Genomic DNA, 12,787 nt, shown 5'->3' on the forward strand with positions numbered 1-12,787 from the left:
AGGCTTAACTTTTGGGCTTTTCCTTGTTCGCCGCCGCCACGGCATCCGTATTGGCGCGCAGCAGCGGAAATGGATTGATCGCACCGCCAATGTCGTACACGCCGTAGTGCAGGTGCGGCGGCGTTCCCTTTGCATTGCCAGTGTCGCCAACGTAACCCAGCACCCGGCCAGCCTCGATGCGCATGCCGACTTCCACGTCTTCCGCATAGCCATCGAGGTGGGCGTAGTAATGACGCTGGCGGCCGGGACCCATGACCCACACCACCAAGCCACCGAGTCGGTTGGTGCCCACCTGCATGACGATGCCTTCGGTACTCGATATCACTGGCGTGCCGCGCTTGGCGAAGATGTCGATGCCCTGGTGCTTGCGACCTTCGCTGCGGGCACCGTTCCAGGTGTCGCGCAGCGCGCGCGTTTTCACGCCCTCGACCGGAACCGGGAGTGCCTCCGGCTTGGGCATCGCGGCCAGGCGCATCGTGTACAGCGCCCGGTCGATGGTCGGCTCCAGAAAAATGTAGCCCACCGTCAGCACGACGGCGACCACGAGGGCGCGTAGAAAAAATCGCATGTCGGTTCCGTTGTAGTGCAGGGACCTTATCAGATGGGGACGGATTGGCGGATTCCCAGACTTAACCGAAGGCGTGCGGTTTAGTCCATCGCTGCAAAGGAGTCAGTGAGCGAAGTTTAGCTGCGTGGAAGTCCACCCCCCCCAGCGTACAATACGCGGAGGTCGAGGGCGGCAGCAAGCTAGCGGACCAGGCCTGTGCTGCGATGACGAGCTGCTCAACCGGGTTCAGTGTGACCGGCATCATCGCCGAGATGAGCGGCGTCGGCCGCTACCAGAGCCTCGTCGTCGAACTGAATCCGCGGCCGTGTTCGCCGACGCGCCGCTTCGACCGCGGCGTTCAACGCCAACAGGTTGGTCTGGAACGCAATGGATTCGGTGGTGCCGATCATGTCGGCGATCTTCGACGATGCCCTTCCTGTCGAGCACCTTTACACCTAGTCCGCGTGTTACATCTACGCTGAGTGTAACTGATTGATTACGCTCAATATGTTAGTTAGTGGTTAGTTGGGCACAAAAGTTGCTTATAAGTCGGTTCTCAGCTAAAACCCTACAAAGGTATCCAATGAAACAGCTTTTGCTCAAGAGCCTCGCACTCGCCGTGATCGCGGCCGCTGGTCACGCCAGTGCGGGTGTCGTCGTCGTCACCCCGGCGGACATGAACGCCGGCGTCAATTCGTGGACTCTCGCCAACTATCGAGGCCTTAGCACCGGCCACACTTCGACCACCGTTGCCGCCATCAACACGGTCAATCCGCGCAGCGGCAACGGCTCGGTGCAAATGTCGCTCACTGACGCCAGTGGCAAGGCCGACTTCGCCTATGCCTGGGGCTTCGATTCGACCCGTACGCTCGGTACGCTCAGCGCGCTCAGCTATGACTGGTATCGCAGCAGCGGCGGCACCTCCGACACTCACCTGCAGCCGGCGATGCGCTTGACCTATGATGCCGACGGCGACGCCAGTACGCTGGGCGACCGTGGCTACCTGATCTGGGAACAAGTCTATAACGGCGGCGGCATGGTGCTGGACACATGGAACAGCAGCAATATCCTTGCAGGCAACTACTGGCAGCGTCAGTTCAGCCCTGGTGCCAACGTCGATAATTACATTCCGTTGCAGGAATGGATGAGCGCTGGGCGTCCTGCCACCTCGGACCTGCTGACCGCGAACTCCGCAGTTCTGGGAATCGAGTTCGGCATCGGGTCGGGCTGGGGCGGCTCCTTCAACGGCTTCGTCGACAACGTCACATTCGGTTTTAATGGCGAGTCGACGACGTTTAACTTTGAAGCTGTCCGGGCTGCCGAAGTGCCTGAGCCGGCCAGCGCTCTGCTGGTTGGCCTGGGCCTGCTCGGCTTTGCCGCCGCGCGTCGCCGCAAGTCCAAGTAATCCACTACCTGTGGTGCTTCGCGCTAGCTGGCACGGACGCCACCCCAGAGAGACGGGCGAGCAGGCCAGCGCACCGTTGGAGTCCCCCATGTTTGACCACGTCAAATTCGGCGTCAGCAACTATCAGGCGAGCAAAGCCTTCTTCCTGAAGGCGCTCGGTCCGCTCGGCGTTGCCATTGTATCGGAGGGCGAGCCGTCTTACGGCGTCGAGCTTAGTCAGGACGGCAAAGTTTCATTGTGCCTGTTCGAGACACAAGAAAAGCCGGCGCACCTTCACTTGGACTTCGTCGCCGATACTCGCCAGCAAGTGGCGGCGTTCCACCAGGCGGCGCTGGAGGCGGGCGGCACCGACAACGGCGCGCCAGGGCTTCGTCCGCAGTATCACGCCAATTACTATGCGGCTTTCGTTATCGGCCCGGACGGGCACAACATCGAAGTGGTGTGCCACCGGCATGCGGCCAACAGCTGACGCGTCGAACGTCAGCGGCTCAGCTTGAACACCTGCACGACGCTGGATAGCTCGTCGGCGCGGCGGTGGACGTTCTCGGCCGCTGCGGCCGCTTCCTCGACCAGCGCAGCGTTCTGCTGGGTCATGTCGTCGAGGTTGCCGATCGACTGATTCAGTTCGTCGATGACGAGGCTTTGGCTGCGGCTGTCGCCGCTCATTTCGGCCATGACGCCCGCCACGCTGCTGATTGACGTCAGCAAGTTGGTCATCGCGGCGCCGGCCTGGTCGGCCAGCTTGCTGCCGCCGTCGACCTCGGCGACCGACACGCCGATGACGGCGCCGATATCGCGCGCGGCCGTGGCGCTGCGCTGCGCCAAAGCGCGCACCTCGGATGCCACAACCGCGAAGCCGCGGCCGTGTTCGCCGGCGCGCGCCGCTTCGACCGCGGCGTTCAAGGCCAGCAGGTTGGTCTGGAACGCGATCGCTTCGATGGTGCCGATCATGTCGGCAATCTTCGACGATGCCTCGCGGATCGCCGTCATCTTGCCCACCACCTCGGAGACTGCCTTGCCGCCGGCGGCCGCCTCGTCGGAGGCCGAGGTCGACAATGTCGTCACGTGGGCCGAGCGCTCGGCGTTGGCGCGGCCTGCCGCCACGATCGTTTCGACGTTGGCGGCGATTTCTTCCAGCGAGGCCGCCTGCGTTTCGGTGCGCGTGGCCAGGTCGGCGTTGCCGGAGGCGATCTCGCGGGTCGCAATGGTGATGCTGTCGGAGCCGTTGCGCACCTTGCCGACCAGGTCGGCTAGACCCTGGCTGACGCCATTCATCGCCTGCATCAGCTGGCCGATCTCGTCGCGGCGCGCCACGTGCATTTGCGCGGAAAGGTCGCCCGACGCCATCAGTGTGGCTGCTTCGCGGGCAACGGTTAGCGGCTGGGTCACCAGGCGTCGCATGCATTGGTCGATGACGGCGCCGAGCACCACCAGCGAGCCAAGCATGCCGAGCAGGTAGCGCCAGCGCAGCCCCGCGACGTCGGCCGCAGGTGCGTGCGCGCTCAAGCCCCAGATGCCGGCCGTCCTGCCGCTGCGCAGTACCGGGGTCGGCGTACCGTTGATGGCGACAGTGGCCGCGTGGTCAACCGTGATGGCGCCCGGCAGTTGTGTGTGCAATTGTGTCGCGAACGCATTGATCTGCGACTTGAGCGGCCCTAAAACCATCATTCTGTCGTCTCCGAACGTTTTTGTTTGTTAAACCAGCTTTTCGTTCGATCTTACCGTAAGGCATCGAAGAATTGCACTAGATAAACAAATATGCGCGCGGCATGAAACGCTTGACGTTGGATAGTTCACGATCGCCTGCCGTAATTACAAAGGTGGTCGAAAATACCCGTGCGAGAGGTGATCTTCAGGCTTCGGCGTCGCAGATCCGGTCGCGTCCGGCGGACTTGGCCTGGTACAGGCGCCGGTCGATCCGATCCATGAACACGTCGGGATTGTCTTCGGCGCCGGGGACGATGGTGCCCACGCCCATGCTGACGGTGACCAGGCGGCCAACGCCGGAACGGGCATGCGGAATGGCGCTTTGACCGAGCAGCTTGCGGCAGCGTTCGGCCACGTTGCGGGCCGCTTCCTCGTCCGTGGCCGGCAGCAGCAGCACGAACTCTTCACCGCCGAGGCGGGCGCACAAGTCGCGTGAGCGGGAGGCGCCAGCATCCAATGCCTGGGCGACGCGGCGCAGACATTCGTCACCTTGCATGTGGCCGTAGTGGTCGTTGTACTGCTTGAAGTAATCGATGTCGATGACCACGATCGACAGCGGCTCGGCGGTCACGCGCGCCTTCGCCCATTCGACCGGATACAGCGTGTCGAACATGCGGCGGTTGGCCACGTTGGTCAGGCTGTCGCGGTAGGACAGCACCTCCAGTTCGCGCTGCAACTGCAGGATCTTGTCCTCGCTGTGTTTGCGCGCGGTGATGTCGAACATGAAGCCGACCAGCGAATCGACGCTGCCAACCTCGCCACGCACTACATGCACGACGTCGCGGATCCACACATGGTCGCCATCGCGCGTCAGGGCGCGGTAGTCGGCCTCATGGTCGATCCCTTGCTGCGACTGCGCAACGCAGTAATCGACCGTTTTCTGGCGGTCTTCCTCATGGATGCGGTCGGCCCAGTCGTTCACCGACAGCCAACTGGACGGGCTCCAGCCGAGCAGCTCTTCAATCTGAGGGCCAATGTAGGTGAAACGCATCGTGGCCCAGTCGATTCGCCAGGGAATCGCGCGTGTCGATTCGAGCAAGGTACGGTAGACGCCGGGATCGGCGAGGGGGATGGGGCTGGTCAGTGGTGCGGTCATGGGCGTCGAAAAAAGGATTGGCAGTGCCAATGATAAATGGTAGCTAAGTAGCAACACTGTAGACGGCGACCCTTGACGTTGCTACAATCCGTTGCTACGAAGAAAATATCCCGAAGGGCCGATCAATGGACACCGACACAATCAAGCTGGTGCTCTTCATCTTGTATCTGACCTTGCTCGTCGCTGTCGGCCTGATCTGGTACAGACTCAAGCACACACCGAATGGTGAAGGGTTCCACAAGGTGCGCGCGGCTGGTGGCTACATGCCGCACGGTCCCGACGATATCGAGACCGAACCGCGGCCACATTCGCGCGTGCGGTTGCGGCGCCCCAAGCGGCGCGTCTAGCAGTTCGTTGCGCACTCAACCGAAGTAGTTCAATCCCAACGCCGCTTTCACTTCCGACAGCGTCTGCGCTGCCGCTTCGCGCGCCTTGTAGGTGCCGCGTTTGATGACGCTGAGCATCTCGCCGCGATCTTTGGCCAGCCGCTCGCGCTCGCTGCGGATCGGCGCCAGCACTTCCTGCAGCCGTTCGTTGAGCATCTTTTTCAGCACGCTGTCGCCCAGGCCGCCGCGGCGGTAGTGCGCCTTCAGGTCGTCGAGCTTGGCCGTGTCCGGCTCGAACACGTCGAGGAACGAGAACACGACGTTGCCTTCGACCTGGCCCGGGTCGTCCACGCGCAGGTGGTTCGGATCGGTGTACATCATCTTGATGGCTTTGTTGATCTCGTCCGGAGTGGCGCCGAGGGCGATCGAATTGCCGAGCGACTTGCTCATCTTGGCCTTGCCGTCGATGCCGGGCAGGCGCGTCACGGCCGACAGCACGGCCTTGCATTCGACCAGCACCTGGCGGTCGACGGTGGCGTTGAATTTACGCACCAGCTCGTTGGTCTGCTCGATCATCGGCAACTGGTCGTCGCCTACCGGCACCAAGGTCGCCTTGAAGGCGGTGATGTCGGCCGCCTGGCTGACCGGGTAGACCAGGAAGCCGGCCGGAATGTCGCGCTCGAAGCCGCGCAGCACGATTTCCTGCTTGATGGTGGGATTGCGTTCGAGGCGCGCCACCGTCACCAGGTTCATCAGGTACTGGGTCAGCTCGGCCAGTTCGATCACCTGCGACTGGATGAAGATGGTCGACTTCTCGGGATCGATGCCGGCTGCCAGGTAGTCAAGCGCGACTTCGATGACGTTGTCGGTCACTTTCTGGTGCTTGCCGACGTTGTCGGTCATGGCCTGGGCGTCGGCCAGCAGCAGGTATTGCTTCGCTTCGTGCTGCAGCTGGACGCGCGCGCGCAGCGAGCCGAGGTAGTGGCCGAGGTGCAGCGGACCGGTAGGGCGGTCGCCGGTGAGGATGATCGGTTGCGGGGAAGCGTTGGACATCGTGACTCCGAGTAAGGGCCTGGACGTCGCCGGTGTTGCGTGCATGTCGTAGAAACAACAATGCCGCCTGGACCGGCGGCATCACGTTAAAAATCGTGCGTATGAAAACGGGCCGCCAAGGTCAGGCGCGCCACCAACGATGTGTGATTGAACGTGGGGTTTTCATGCGGGCGAGTATATCACGAGCTCACTCGTTAGCGTCAGGCGCGGACGGTGACTTTGGGCGCGCCAGCATGCATGCGGCCGATGACCGCGGCGTCGCCGAAGCCGCCTTGCGCGAACAGCGCCAGCACTTCGTCGACGCTGCCCGGATCGCACGCGACGAGCAAGCCGCCGGACGTCTGCGGATCGGTCAGCAATGCCTGCTGCGCCGGGCTGATGCCGGCGGCGAGCTCGACGTCCTTGCCGTACGCATCCCAGTTGCGGCCGGACGCGCCGGTAAAGAAGCCGTCGTGCGCCAGTTGCTCGACGCCAGGCAGCAGCGGAATGGTCGACATGTCCAGCTGCGCCGTCAGTTTGGCGCCGCGCGCCAGTTCGAGCAGGTGGCCGAGCAGGCCGAAGCCGGTTACATCGGTCAGCGCGTGCACGCCATCCAGCTTTGCCAGCGCCATGCCCGGCTTGTTGAGCTTGGTGGTGTTGGCGATCATCGCGGCGTAGCCGTCCGCGCCGAGCGCGTCTTTTTTCAGCGCCGCCGACAGTACGCCGACGCCGAGCGGTTTGCCCAGGATCAGCACGTCGCCGTCTTTCGAATCGGCATTGCGCTTGACCTTGGACGGGTGCACCAGGCCGAGCACGACCAGGCCGTAGATCGGCTCGACCGAATCGATGGTGTGGCCGCCGGCGATCGGGATGCCCGCTTCGGCGCAGATCGACTCGCCGCCGCGGATGATGTTGCCGATCGTGTCGAGCGGCAGCTTGTTGATCGGCATGCCGACCAGCGCGAGCGCCATGATCGGCGTGCCGCCCATGGCGTAGACGTCGGAGATGGCGTTGGTGGCGGCGATGCGGCCGAAGTCGAACGCGTCGTCGACGATCGGCATGAAGAAGTCGGTGGTGGCGATCAGCGCCTGCTCGTCGTTGAGCTTGTAGACGGCGGCGTCATCGGCCGTTTCGATGCCGACCATCAGCTCCTTCGGTACCGGAAAGCCGCTGGAATTTTTCAGGATCTCCGCCAGCACGCCCGGCGCGATCTTGCAGCCGCAGCCGCCGCCATGCGAAAACGAGGTGAGTTTGATTGGCTGGTCGCTAGCTGTGCTCATGAGTTGTTCCATTCCGGTTATTGGTGCGTATCTGACAGATTATCCACTAAAGCGAGCAGCGCCGCTTTCTCGGCGGCCGGGTCGAACAGCACGGCGCGCGTGGCGCACTGCGCGCGCAGGCGCCGGTAGAAGTCGGCGTCGGCGATGCTGCGTTCGATCAGGCGCGCCAGCGCCGGCGCATCGCCGACCGAAAAGTAGCCTTCGTAATCGTCGCCCAGCATGCCACGGTTGCCGCTGATGTCGCTCGCCAGCACCGGCACGCCGCACGTGACCGCCTCGATGATGACGTTGGCGCCGCCTTCCATGCGCGAGGCGATGACCATTGCGTGGCTGCGCCGCAGCTGCTCGCGCGCGGCGCCATGGTCCAGGTTGCCGAGCCAGCGGTAGCGCGGATTGGACGCCTGCGCGGCCTCGGCGGCGGCGCCCAGCGCCGGCTCGAGCGCGCCGCCGATGTGGACCATGTGCGCGCGCGCATCGCTCACCAGCGCGGCGGCGGCGATGAAGGTCAGCGGATCTTTTTCGTCGCGCAAGTGGCCCACCATCGAGATCGAAAAGCCGCGCCGCTGTGCCGGATGGCAATAGGGCGCCAGCGCCGGCGCCGACTGATAGATGACGTGCGCCTTGCCGCGCAGCGCGGCCGGTAGCAGCGCCAGGCCGGCGTCCTGCAGCAGCACCAGCGCGCGCGCATGGAGTAGCGACTGCTGCGCCTGGCCGTCGGTGGCGATGTCGCGGTACAGGTCGGTGCCGGTCAGCACCAGGATCGACGGCCGCTCGGGATGCGCTTGCGTGAAGGCGGCCAGCGACGGCGCCGCGCGCCGCGCGTGCAGCGCGATCAGCAGGTCGGGCGCGCCGTCGGCGGCCGTCCATTCGGTGACGATATCGACGCGGTAATGCGCGCGCAGGAACTGCGCCCAGCGGCTGGCGGTCTGCCAGTTGCCGTTGTTTGCCCGCGCCAATGCCGGGCTGACGATTATCACGTGCTTTGCTGCCACCGGCGCTTCTCCAGAAATTCGTTACAATCTCGCCATGAGTTCAATTAATGCGTCATTCCGCACCGCGCGGGCGCAGCCGCTTGCGCAAGAGCTGCAGGCCGCGCGAAATTATACGCTGGCGCTGTTCGACTGCTTCGCCGCCGAAGGCCTCGACGCGCTTGCCCGCGTGCCGCATATTGCCACAATCAATCCGCCGCTGTGGGAGCTGGGCCATACGGCGTGGTTCGCCGAATGGTTCATCCTGCGCGAGGCGCGCTCGACCCATCCGGCGGCGGCGCAGCGCCATTCGCTGCTCACGCAAGGCGACGACTGGTTCGATTCGAACCTGGTGCCGCACCGCGCGCGCTGGACGCTCGACCTGCCGTCGGCCGGCGCGCTGAAGACTTATTGCCACGAAGTGCTGGACCGCACGCTCGACAAACTGTCGCGCGAGGCCGGCACCGACGAGGCGCTGTATCCGTACCGGCTGGCGCTGGCGCACGAGGACATGCACGGCGAGGCCTTGCTGTACACGCTGCAGACGCTGGGCATCGCCGCGCCGGCGCAGCTAACCCACGACCAGTTGGTCAGCTCACCGGCTTCCGACATCTCGTACCCTGGTGGCACCATCGTACTCGGCGGCGCGCAGCAGGGCGGCTTCGTGTTTGACAACGAAAAGCCGCCGTTCCAGTGCTACGTGGCGCCGTTTCGCATCGACGCCGGCCTGGTCACCAACGCCCAGTACGCCGAGTTCGTCGCCGGCGGCGGCTACGAACAGGCCGGCTTCTGGAGCGTGGCGGGGCGCGCCTGGCTGATGCGGCAGGAACGCTCGTCGCCGCGCTACTGGCAGCGCGAAGGCGGGCAGTGGCGCACGGTACGGTTCGGCAGGCCGTCGACGCTGGCGCCGTCCGAGCCGGTGCGCCATGTGTGCCTGTTCGAAGCGCAAGCGTATTGCGCCTGGGCCGGCCGGCGTCTGCCGACCGAAGCCGAGTGGGAATGCGCGGCGGTGTCGGGGCAGGCCGGGTTTCGCTGGGGCCAGCTGTGGGAGTGGACGTCCTCGCCGTTCGAGCCGTATCCCGGCTTCGCGGCCGACCGCTACGGCGAGTATTCCGAGCCCTGGTTCATGACGCACCAGGTGCTGCGCGGCGCCTCGTTTGCGACGCCGGCGCGCTGTCGCTCGGCGCGCTACCGCAATTTCTACCTGCCCGAGCGCGACGACATGTTCGCGGGCTTTCGCACCTGCGCCTATTGACGTAGACGCCAGATGGCTGATGTGCGAATAAACCGCCGGGGTCAGTGCCGGCATTCGCACACGGACTCATCCTCGACGCCGGCTTATTGCTGGGCCCGTGTGCAATTGCCGGCACTGACCCCGGCGTTAATGCAGCGCAACTAAACCTGCGGGGGTCAGACCTGCGGGGGGCAGTGTCGGCATTCGTCCACGGCCTCATCTTCAAACCTGCGGGGTCAGTGCCGGCATTCGTACACGGCCTCATCTTTAACGCCGCTATTGCTGGGCCCGTGTTCGATTGCCGGCACTGACCCCCAGAGTTGATTGCCGGCACTGCCCCCCCAGAGTTGGCACTGACCCCCAGGGTTCGCGGGGGTCAAACCTGCGGGAGACAGTGTCGGCACTCATACACGGCCTCATCTTCAATCCTGCGGGGTCAGTGCCGGCATTCGAACACGGCCTCACCTTTAACGCCGCTATTGCTGGGCCCGTGTGCGATTGCCGGTACTGCCCCCGGCCTTAATGCAGCGCAACTAAACCTGCGGGGCTCAAACCTGCGGGGGGCAGTGTCGGCATTCGTACACGGCCTCATCTTCAAACCTGCGGGGTCAGTGCCGGCATTCGAACACGGCCTCATCTTTAACGCCGCTATTGCTGGGCCCGTGTGCGATTGCCGGCACTGACCCCGGGGTTGATGCAGCCCAACTGCGCGCCCGATGAGCGCAGCTTTCGATTCGTCTGCAGTTAATCTTGCTGCTCGATGGTCTTTCGGAAAGGATTGCCATGAAAATCGTTATTTCCCTCGTGTTGGCCGTGGCGTGCGCGAATGCATCGGCCGAAGTGACCGTCGGCGGCACCTTGCACGGCTCGTCGCTGCGTGAATGGCACGCCGCTTCCCCTGCCAATCAGTTGATCACCATCGCCGATATTGTCGAAAAAGTCCTCAACCTGCGCGACCCGCTGGCAGTTGCGCCGAAAGCGCGCGCGGTGCAGTCATGCATCAACCGGGTGTCGAACAACTTCAAGCTGCGATCGCAAATGGTCACCGATACCGCCGTGGCGTGCATGGCCGAGCTGGGCTACCTGCCGCGCTAACTGCTGCTTGTCGGCAAAAAAGGCGTTAAACTAGGCACCATTTTGTTAGTGAAAGCGATTGAAAATCATGACCATCTTTGCCATGCCTGTGTACGACGCCACCGTCATCTTCGAAGGTAAGGAGCTGTTCAAAGGGAAGGGGGGCGCCTCGCTGTGGGCCGAGAAACTGGCTCTGGAAATCGCCAGCGAAGTGACGGTGCAGAAAGTGGGAACCGGCTGGGCTCTGGCCGGCCGCGTCGACGGCACCGATTACCTGTGGGGCATCCACGGCCAGCGCCTCATGCGCATTAACGGATGATGCGCCGGCAAAATGTCTAATGACAACGGTGTCGCGACCGGAAATTTCTTGTTCGAATCGTCGCGCTATGTGAGGAAGCCAACTTACTGAGACGGACACATCAGGCATTCTGGGTGCGACTGACAACAGCGACCGCCAGCAAACAGCGGCGCTACCATCCCACTCGTACATTTCTGATTGAAAGTTTCCATGGCACGTCTTGAAACCACCCGGCCGGTCTTCCGCGAGTCGCGCATCGAACGCGAAGTCGAGCGCGAGCGCAACGAACACAGCAATAACCACGACGCCAAGGCACATCTCGGTGTGGCCGAGGAAGAAGATCGCCACAAGGACGCCCGCGAAACATCGTTCGCGTCGAAGGTGCGCCGCTAAATCTTCGGGCCGCCGTAATGCGCTGCTACAGGTGGCGCGTTTCGGCCGGCGGCATGTGCCAGTTGTCGTCGCGCCCGTCCAGATAGCTGATGGGCGCGGCAACCAGTTCATCGATGGAGATATCGTCGAGGCATGCGACGTTGACTGCGAAAAAGTTTCCCCAGCGCGGAGATTTGCCGGCACCGAATGCATGCACGCCACAGTGCTTGCAGAACGGATGCTGATCTGTTCTCGTGTTAAAAGTGTAATTCGTCATCTCGACTTCTCCCGCCAGCAGGCGGAATGATGGCAGTTGAACCACCGCGGACCACAGCCGCAATTTCGAGGAGATCGAGCAATTGCAGCGGATCGTGCCCGCGCCGACGTCGATGTCCGCCTCGAACCGGACGGCGCCGCAGTGACAACTTCCCCGATACGTCTTCATCGAATCCCCCTTGTTTGCAAGGGGACGACTCTAGCAGCTTGTTGTTGAATTAACAAGCCCGCATGGCATGGGCGAAAAAAGCGGGCCGAGCAAGGTCTCGTCGCGCGTCGCGTAAGTGCACGCCCTGTGGCGGACGCGTTCTTTCAGCGCTCCAGGCGAATCGTGGCCGTCTTCATCAGGCGGTCGGCACGCACGTCCACGCTGTCGAACAATTGGTAACTGGTGAGCTCGGGAGTACAAACCACCGCCCCGCGAAACCCGGATTGCTGGTTGCGCTCGCAGCCGGTAATTTTTAATACCAGGCGTGCCCGGTACGATTTTGTCAGCGGGCGGCTGTTGCTGACCGCGTCGTACACCGCGCGCTGGAAATCGGCTTTGGCGTAAGGAACGGTAATCTTGTATTTCGCCGGATTGAACGTGATACGCGTTGCATGGTCGTCGTTGGCGAATTGCGCGCCGGACTCGATTGGATAGGCATCGATGTCAAAAGTGGCGCCGAGGCCGTTCGCGTTGACATCGTATTCGTTGACCAGCCGCCCCTGGCTGACGATTTTCACCGCGAGCGTGACGTCGAGATACACTTCAGACGTCGGCGACGCCCCCATCACCTGTGGACGGTATTTCGCAATGATCGAATCGTCGGACTCCGATTCGGTCCGCATGCCACTGAGCTTTCGCGCGTGATACACCCGGTTGAAATCAGGCATCGTATAGCCTAAGAAATTTTCCAGCTCGGTTGAAAAATTCTTGTCGTTCGTTGCATTCGCCCGATAGCGTGCCGAGAGGTGTGCCACTACCAGGTTTTTATACGTAATCGGCGCGATCTTCTGCGACTCGAAGTAGCTGTCGGTGTAAATCGCAGCCTGCGGGGCGTCGGCGGCGTGGGCCACCGAGTGGAAGTTGCAGGCGACGCTGGTGGCCAGGGCAAATGCTGCGAAGATCTTGTTGTTCATGTGTTTATGGGCAAGGGAGGATCCGTTATTTTCCGTGAAATGTTAGTTTC

At 63.1% G+C, this 12,787-nt stretch carries 15 protein-coding genes and 1 pseudogene; 7 read left to right on the forward strand and 9 right to left on the reverse strand.

The window, feature by feature from the left end; all coding sequences use genetic code 11:
- Positions 1-4: 4 nt before the first annotated feature.
- Both CR105_RS21605 and CR105_RS21610 read right to left on the reverse strand, forming a co-directional pair.
- Positions 5-568, reverse strand: a complete 564-nt coding sequence (locus CR105_RS21605) for a M23 family metallopeptidase (RefSeq protein WP_099792069.1) — start codon at positions 566-568, stop codon at positions 5-7.
- 289 nt (positions 569-857) lie between these two features.
- A pseudogene (locus tag CR105_RS21610) lies at positions 858-942 on the reverse strand (methyl-accepting chemotaxis protein); the annotation flags it as partial.
- A 188-nt stretch (positions 943-1,130) separates the two neighbouring features.
- Here CR105_RS21610 and CR105_RS29055 point away from each other — a divergent pair.
- Positions 1,131-1,952: a PEP-CTERM sorting domain-containing protein gene (locus tag CR105_RS29055; protein WP_229414057.1), complete on the forward strand. Its 822-nt coding sequence runs from the start codon at positions 1,131-1,133 to the stop codon at positions 1,950-1,952.
- An 88-nt stretch (positions 1,953-2,040) separates the two neighbouring features.
- A complete protein-coding gene (locus CR105_RS21620; RefSeq protein WP_099792073.1) occupies positions 2,041-2,421 on the forward strand; it encodes a VOC family protein in 381 nt (126 codons plus the stop codon).
- 11 nt (positions 2,422-2,432) lie between these two features.
- Here the strand turns inward: CR105_RS21620 and CR105_RS21625 are convergent, their stop codons facing one another.
- Both CR105_RS21625 and CR105_RS21630 read right to left on the reverse strand, forming a co-directional pair.
- The gene (locus CR105_RS21625) at positions 2,433-3,620 is read right to left on the reverse strand and encodes a methyl-accepting chemotaxis protein (protein ID WP_099792075.1); all 1,188 of its coding nucleotides are present in this window, start codon (positions 3,618-3,620) and stop codon (positions 2,433-2,435) included.
- Positions 3,621-3,804: 184 nt separating this feature from the next.
- Positions 3,805-4,755 carry a sensor domain-containing diguanylate cyclase gene (locus CR105_RS21630; RefSeq protein WP_099792077.1) on the reverse strand — a complete coding sequence of 317 codons (951 nt, stop codon included), beginning with the start codon at positions 4,753-4,755 and terminating at the stop codon, positions 3,805-3,807.
- Between the two features lie 125 nt (positions 4,756-4,880).
- Between CR105_RS21630 and CR105_RS21635 the strand changes: the two genes are divergently transcribed.
- A complete protein-coding gene (locus CR105_RS21635; RefSeq protein WP_099792080.1) occupies positions 4,881-5,102 on the forward strand; it encodes a hypothetical protein in 222 nt (73 codons plus the stop codon).
- Between the two features lie 15 nt (positions 5,103-5,117).
- Here the strand turns inward: CR105_RS21635 and trpS are convergent, their stop codons facing one another.
- The 3 genes from trpS to senB all read right to left on the reverse strand — a co-directional run bounded on the left by trpS (position 5,118) and on the right by senB (position 8,370).
- Positions 5,118-6,134: a tryptophan--tRNA ligase gene (gene trpS / locus CR105_RS21640; protein ID WP_099792082.1), complete on the reverse strand. Its 1,017-nt coding sequence runs from the start codon at positions 6,132-6,134 to the stop codon at positions 5,118-5,120.
- Between the two features lie 200 nt (positions 6,135-6,334).
- A complete protein-coding gene (gene selD, locus CR105_RS21645; protein WP_099792084.1) occupies positions 6,335-7,393 on the reverse strand; it encodes a selenide, water dikinase SelD in 1,059 nt (352 codons plus the stop codon).
- A 17-nt stretch (positions 7,394-7,410) separates the two neighbouring features.
- Complete coding sequence (gene senB, locus CR105_RS21650) at positions 7,411-8,370, reverse strand: selenoneine biosynthesis selenosugar synthase SenB (protein WP_229414058.1); 960 nt, start codon at positions 8,368-8,370, stop codon at positions 7,411-7,413.
- A 49-nt stretch (positions 8,371-8,419) separates the two neighbouring features.
- Between senB and senA the strand changes: the two genes are divergently transcribed.
- From senA to CR105_RS21670, 4 genes are all read left to right on the forward strand, one after another.
- Positions 8,420-9,616 (forward strand): selenoneine synthase SenA, encoded by a 1,197-nt coding sequence (senA, locus tag CR105_RS21655; protein WP_099792088.1) that lies wholly within the window; start codon positions 8,420-8,422, stop codon positions 9,614-9,616.
- Positions 9,617-10,378: 762 nt separating this feature from the next.
- The gene (locus CR105_RS21660; protein WP_099792090.1) at positions 10,379-10,690 is read left to right on the forward strand and encodes a hypothetical protein; all 312 of its coding nucleotides are present in this window, start codon (positions 10,379-10,381) and stop codon (positions 10,688-10,690) included.
- A 67-nt stretch (positions 10,691-10,757) separates the two neighbouring features.
- Positions 10,758-10,988, forward strand: a complete 231-nt coding sequence (locus CR105_RS21665; RefSeq protein ID WP_099792145.1) for a hypothetical protein — start codon at positions 10,758-10,760, stop codon at positions 10,986-10,988.
- A 189-nt stretch (positions 10,989-11,177) separates the two neighbouring features.
- Positions 11,178-11,360: a hypothetical protein gene (locus tag CR105_RS21670; RefSeq protein ID WP_099792092.1), complete on the forward strand. Its 183-nt coding sequence runs from the start codon at positions 11,178-11,180 to the stop codon at positions 11,358-11,360.
- A gap of 25 nt (positions 11,361-11,385) precedes the next feature.
- On the opposite strand, the gene CR105_RS21675 is transcribed toward CR105_RS21670, so the two are convergent.
- Positions 11,386-11,784, reverse strand: a complete 399-nt coding sequence (locus CR105_RS21675; protein WP_099792094.1) for a GFA family protein — start codon at positions 11,782-11,784, stop codon at positions 11,386-11,388.
- A 143-nt stretch (positions 11,785-11,927) separates the two neighbouring features.
- Positions 11,928-12,737 (reverse strand): hypothetical protein, encoded by an 810-nt coding sequence (locus tag CR105_RS21680; RefSeq protein ID WP_099792096.1) that lies wholly within the window; start codon positions 12,735-12,737, stop codon positions 11,928-11,930.
- Positions 12,738-12,787: the final 50 nt, after the last annotated feature.

This window comes from Massilia eurypsychrophila, from assembly GCF_002760655.1.
Classification (GTDB): domain Bacteria; phylum Pseudomonadota; class Gammaproteobacteria; order Burkholderiales; family Burkholderiaceae_D; genus JAFCUW01.

Coding starts and splice junctions, on each gene's coding strand:
- CR105_RS21675 (WP_099792094.1), bottom strand. CDS start 11,784: ATGAAGACGTATCGGGGAAGTTGTCACTGCGGCGCCGTCCGGTTCGAG.
- senA (WP_099792088.1), top strand. CDS start 8,420: ATGAGTTCAATTAATGCGTCATTCCGCACCGCGCGGGCGCAGCCGCTT.
- CR105_RS21660 (WP_099792090.1), top strand. CDS start 10,379: ATGAAAATCGTTATTTCCCTCGTGTTGGCCGTGGCGTGCGCGAATGCA.
- CR105_RS21635 (WP_099792080.1), top strand. CDS start 4,881: ATGGACACCGACACAATCAAGCTGGTGCTCTTCATCTTGTATCTGACC.
- CR105_RS21630 (WP_099792077.1), bottom strand. CDS start 4,755: ATGACCGCACCACTGACCAGCCCCATCCCCCTCGCCGATCCCGGCGTC.
- CR105_RS21680 (WP_099792096.1), bottom strand. CDS start 12,737: ATGAACAACAAGATCTTCGCAGCATTTGCCCTGGCCACCAGCGTCGCC.
- trpS (WP_099792082.1), bottom strand. CDS start 6,134: ATGTCCAACGCTTCCCCGCAACCGATCATCCTCACCGGCGACCGCCCT.
- CR105_RS21665 (WP_099792145.1), top strand. CDS start 10,758: ATGACCATCTTTGCCATGCCTGTGTACGACGCCACCGTCATCTTCGAA.
- CR105_RS21625 (WP_099792075.1), bottom strand. CDS start 3,620: ATGATGGTTTTAGGGCCGCTCAAGTCGCAGATCAATGCGTTCGCGACA.
- CR105_RS29055 (WP_229414057.1), top strand. CDS start 1,131: ATGAAACAGCTTTTGCTCAAGAGCCTCGCACTCGCCGTGATCGCGGCC.
- CR105_RS21605 (WP_099792069.1), bottom strand. CDS start 568: ATGCGATTTTTTCTACGCGCCCTCGTGGTCGCCGTCGTGCTGACGGTG.
- CR105_RS21670 (WP_099792092.1), top strand. CDS start 11,178: ATGGCACGTCTTGAAACCACCCGGCCGGTCTTCCGCGAGTCGCGCATC.
- selD (WP_099792084.1), bottom strand. CDS start 7,393: ATGAGCACAGCTAGCGACCAGCCAATCAAACTCACCTCGTTTTCGCAT.
- CR105_RS21620 (WP_099792073.1), top strand. CDS start 2,041: ATGTTTGACCACGTCAAATTCGGCGTCAGCAACTATCAGGCGAGCAAA.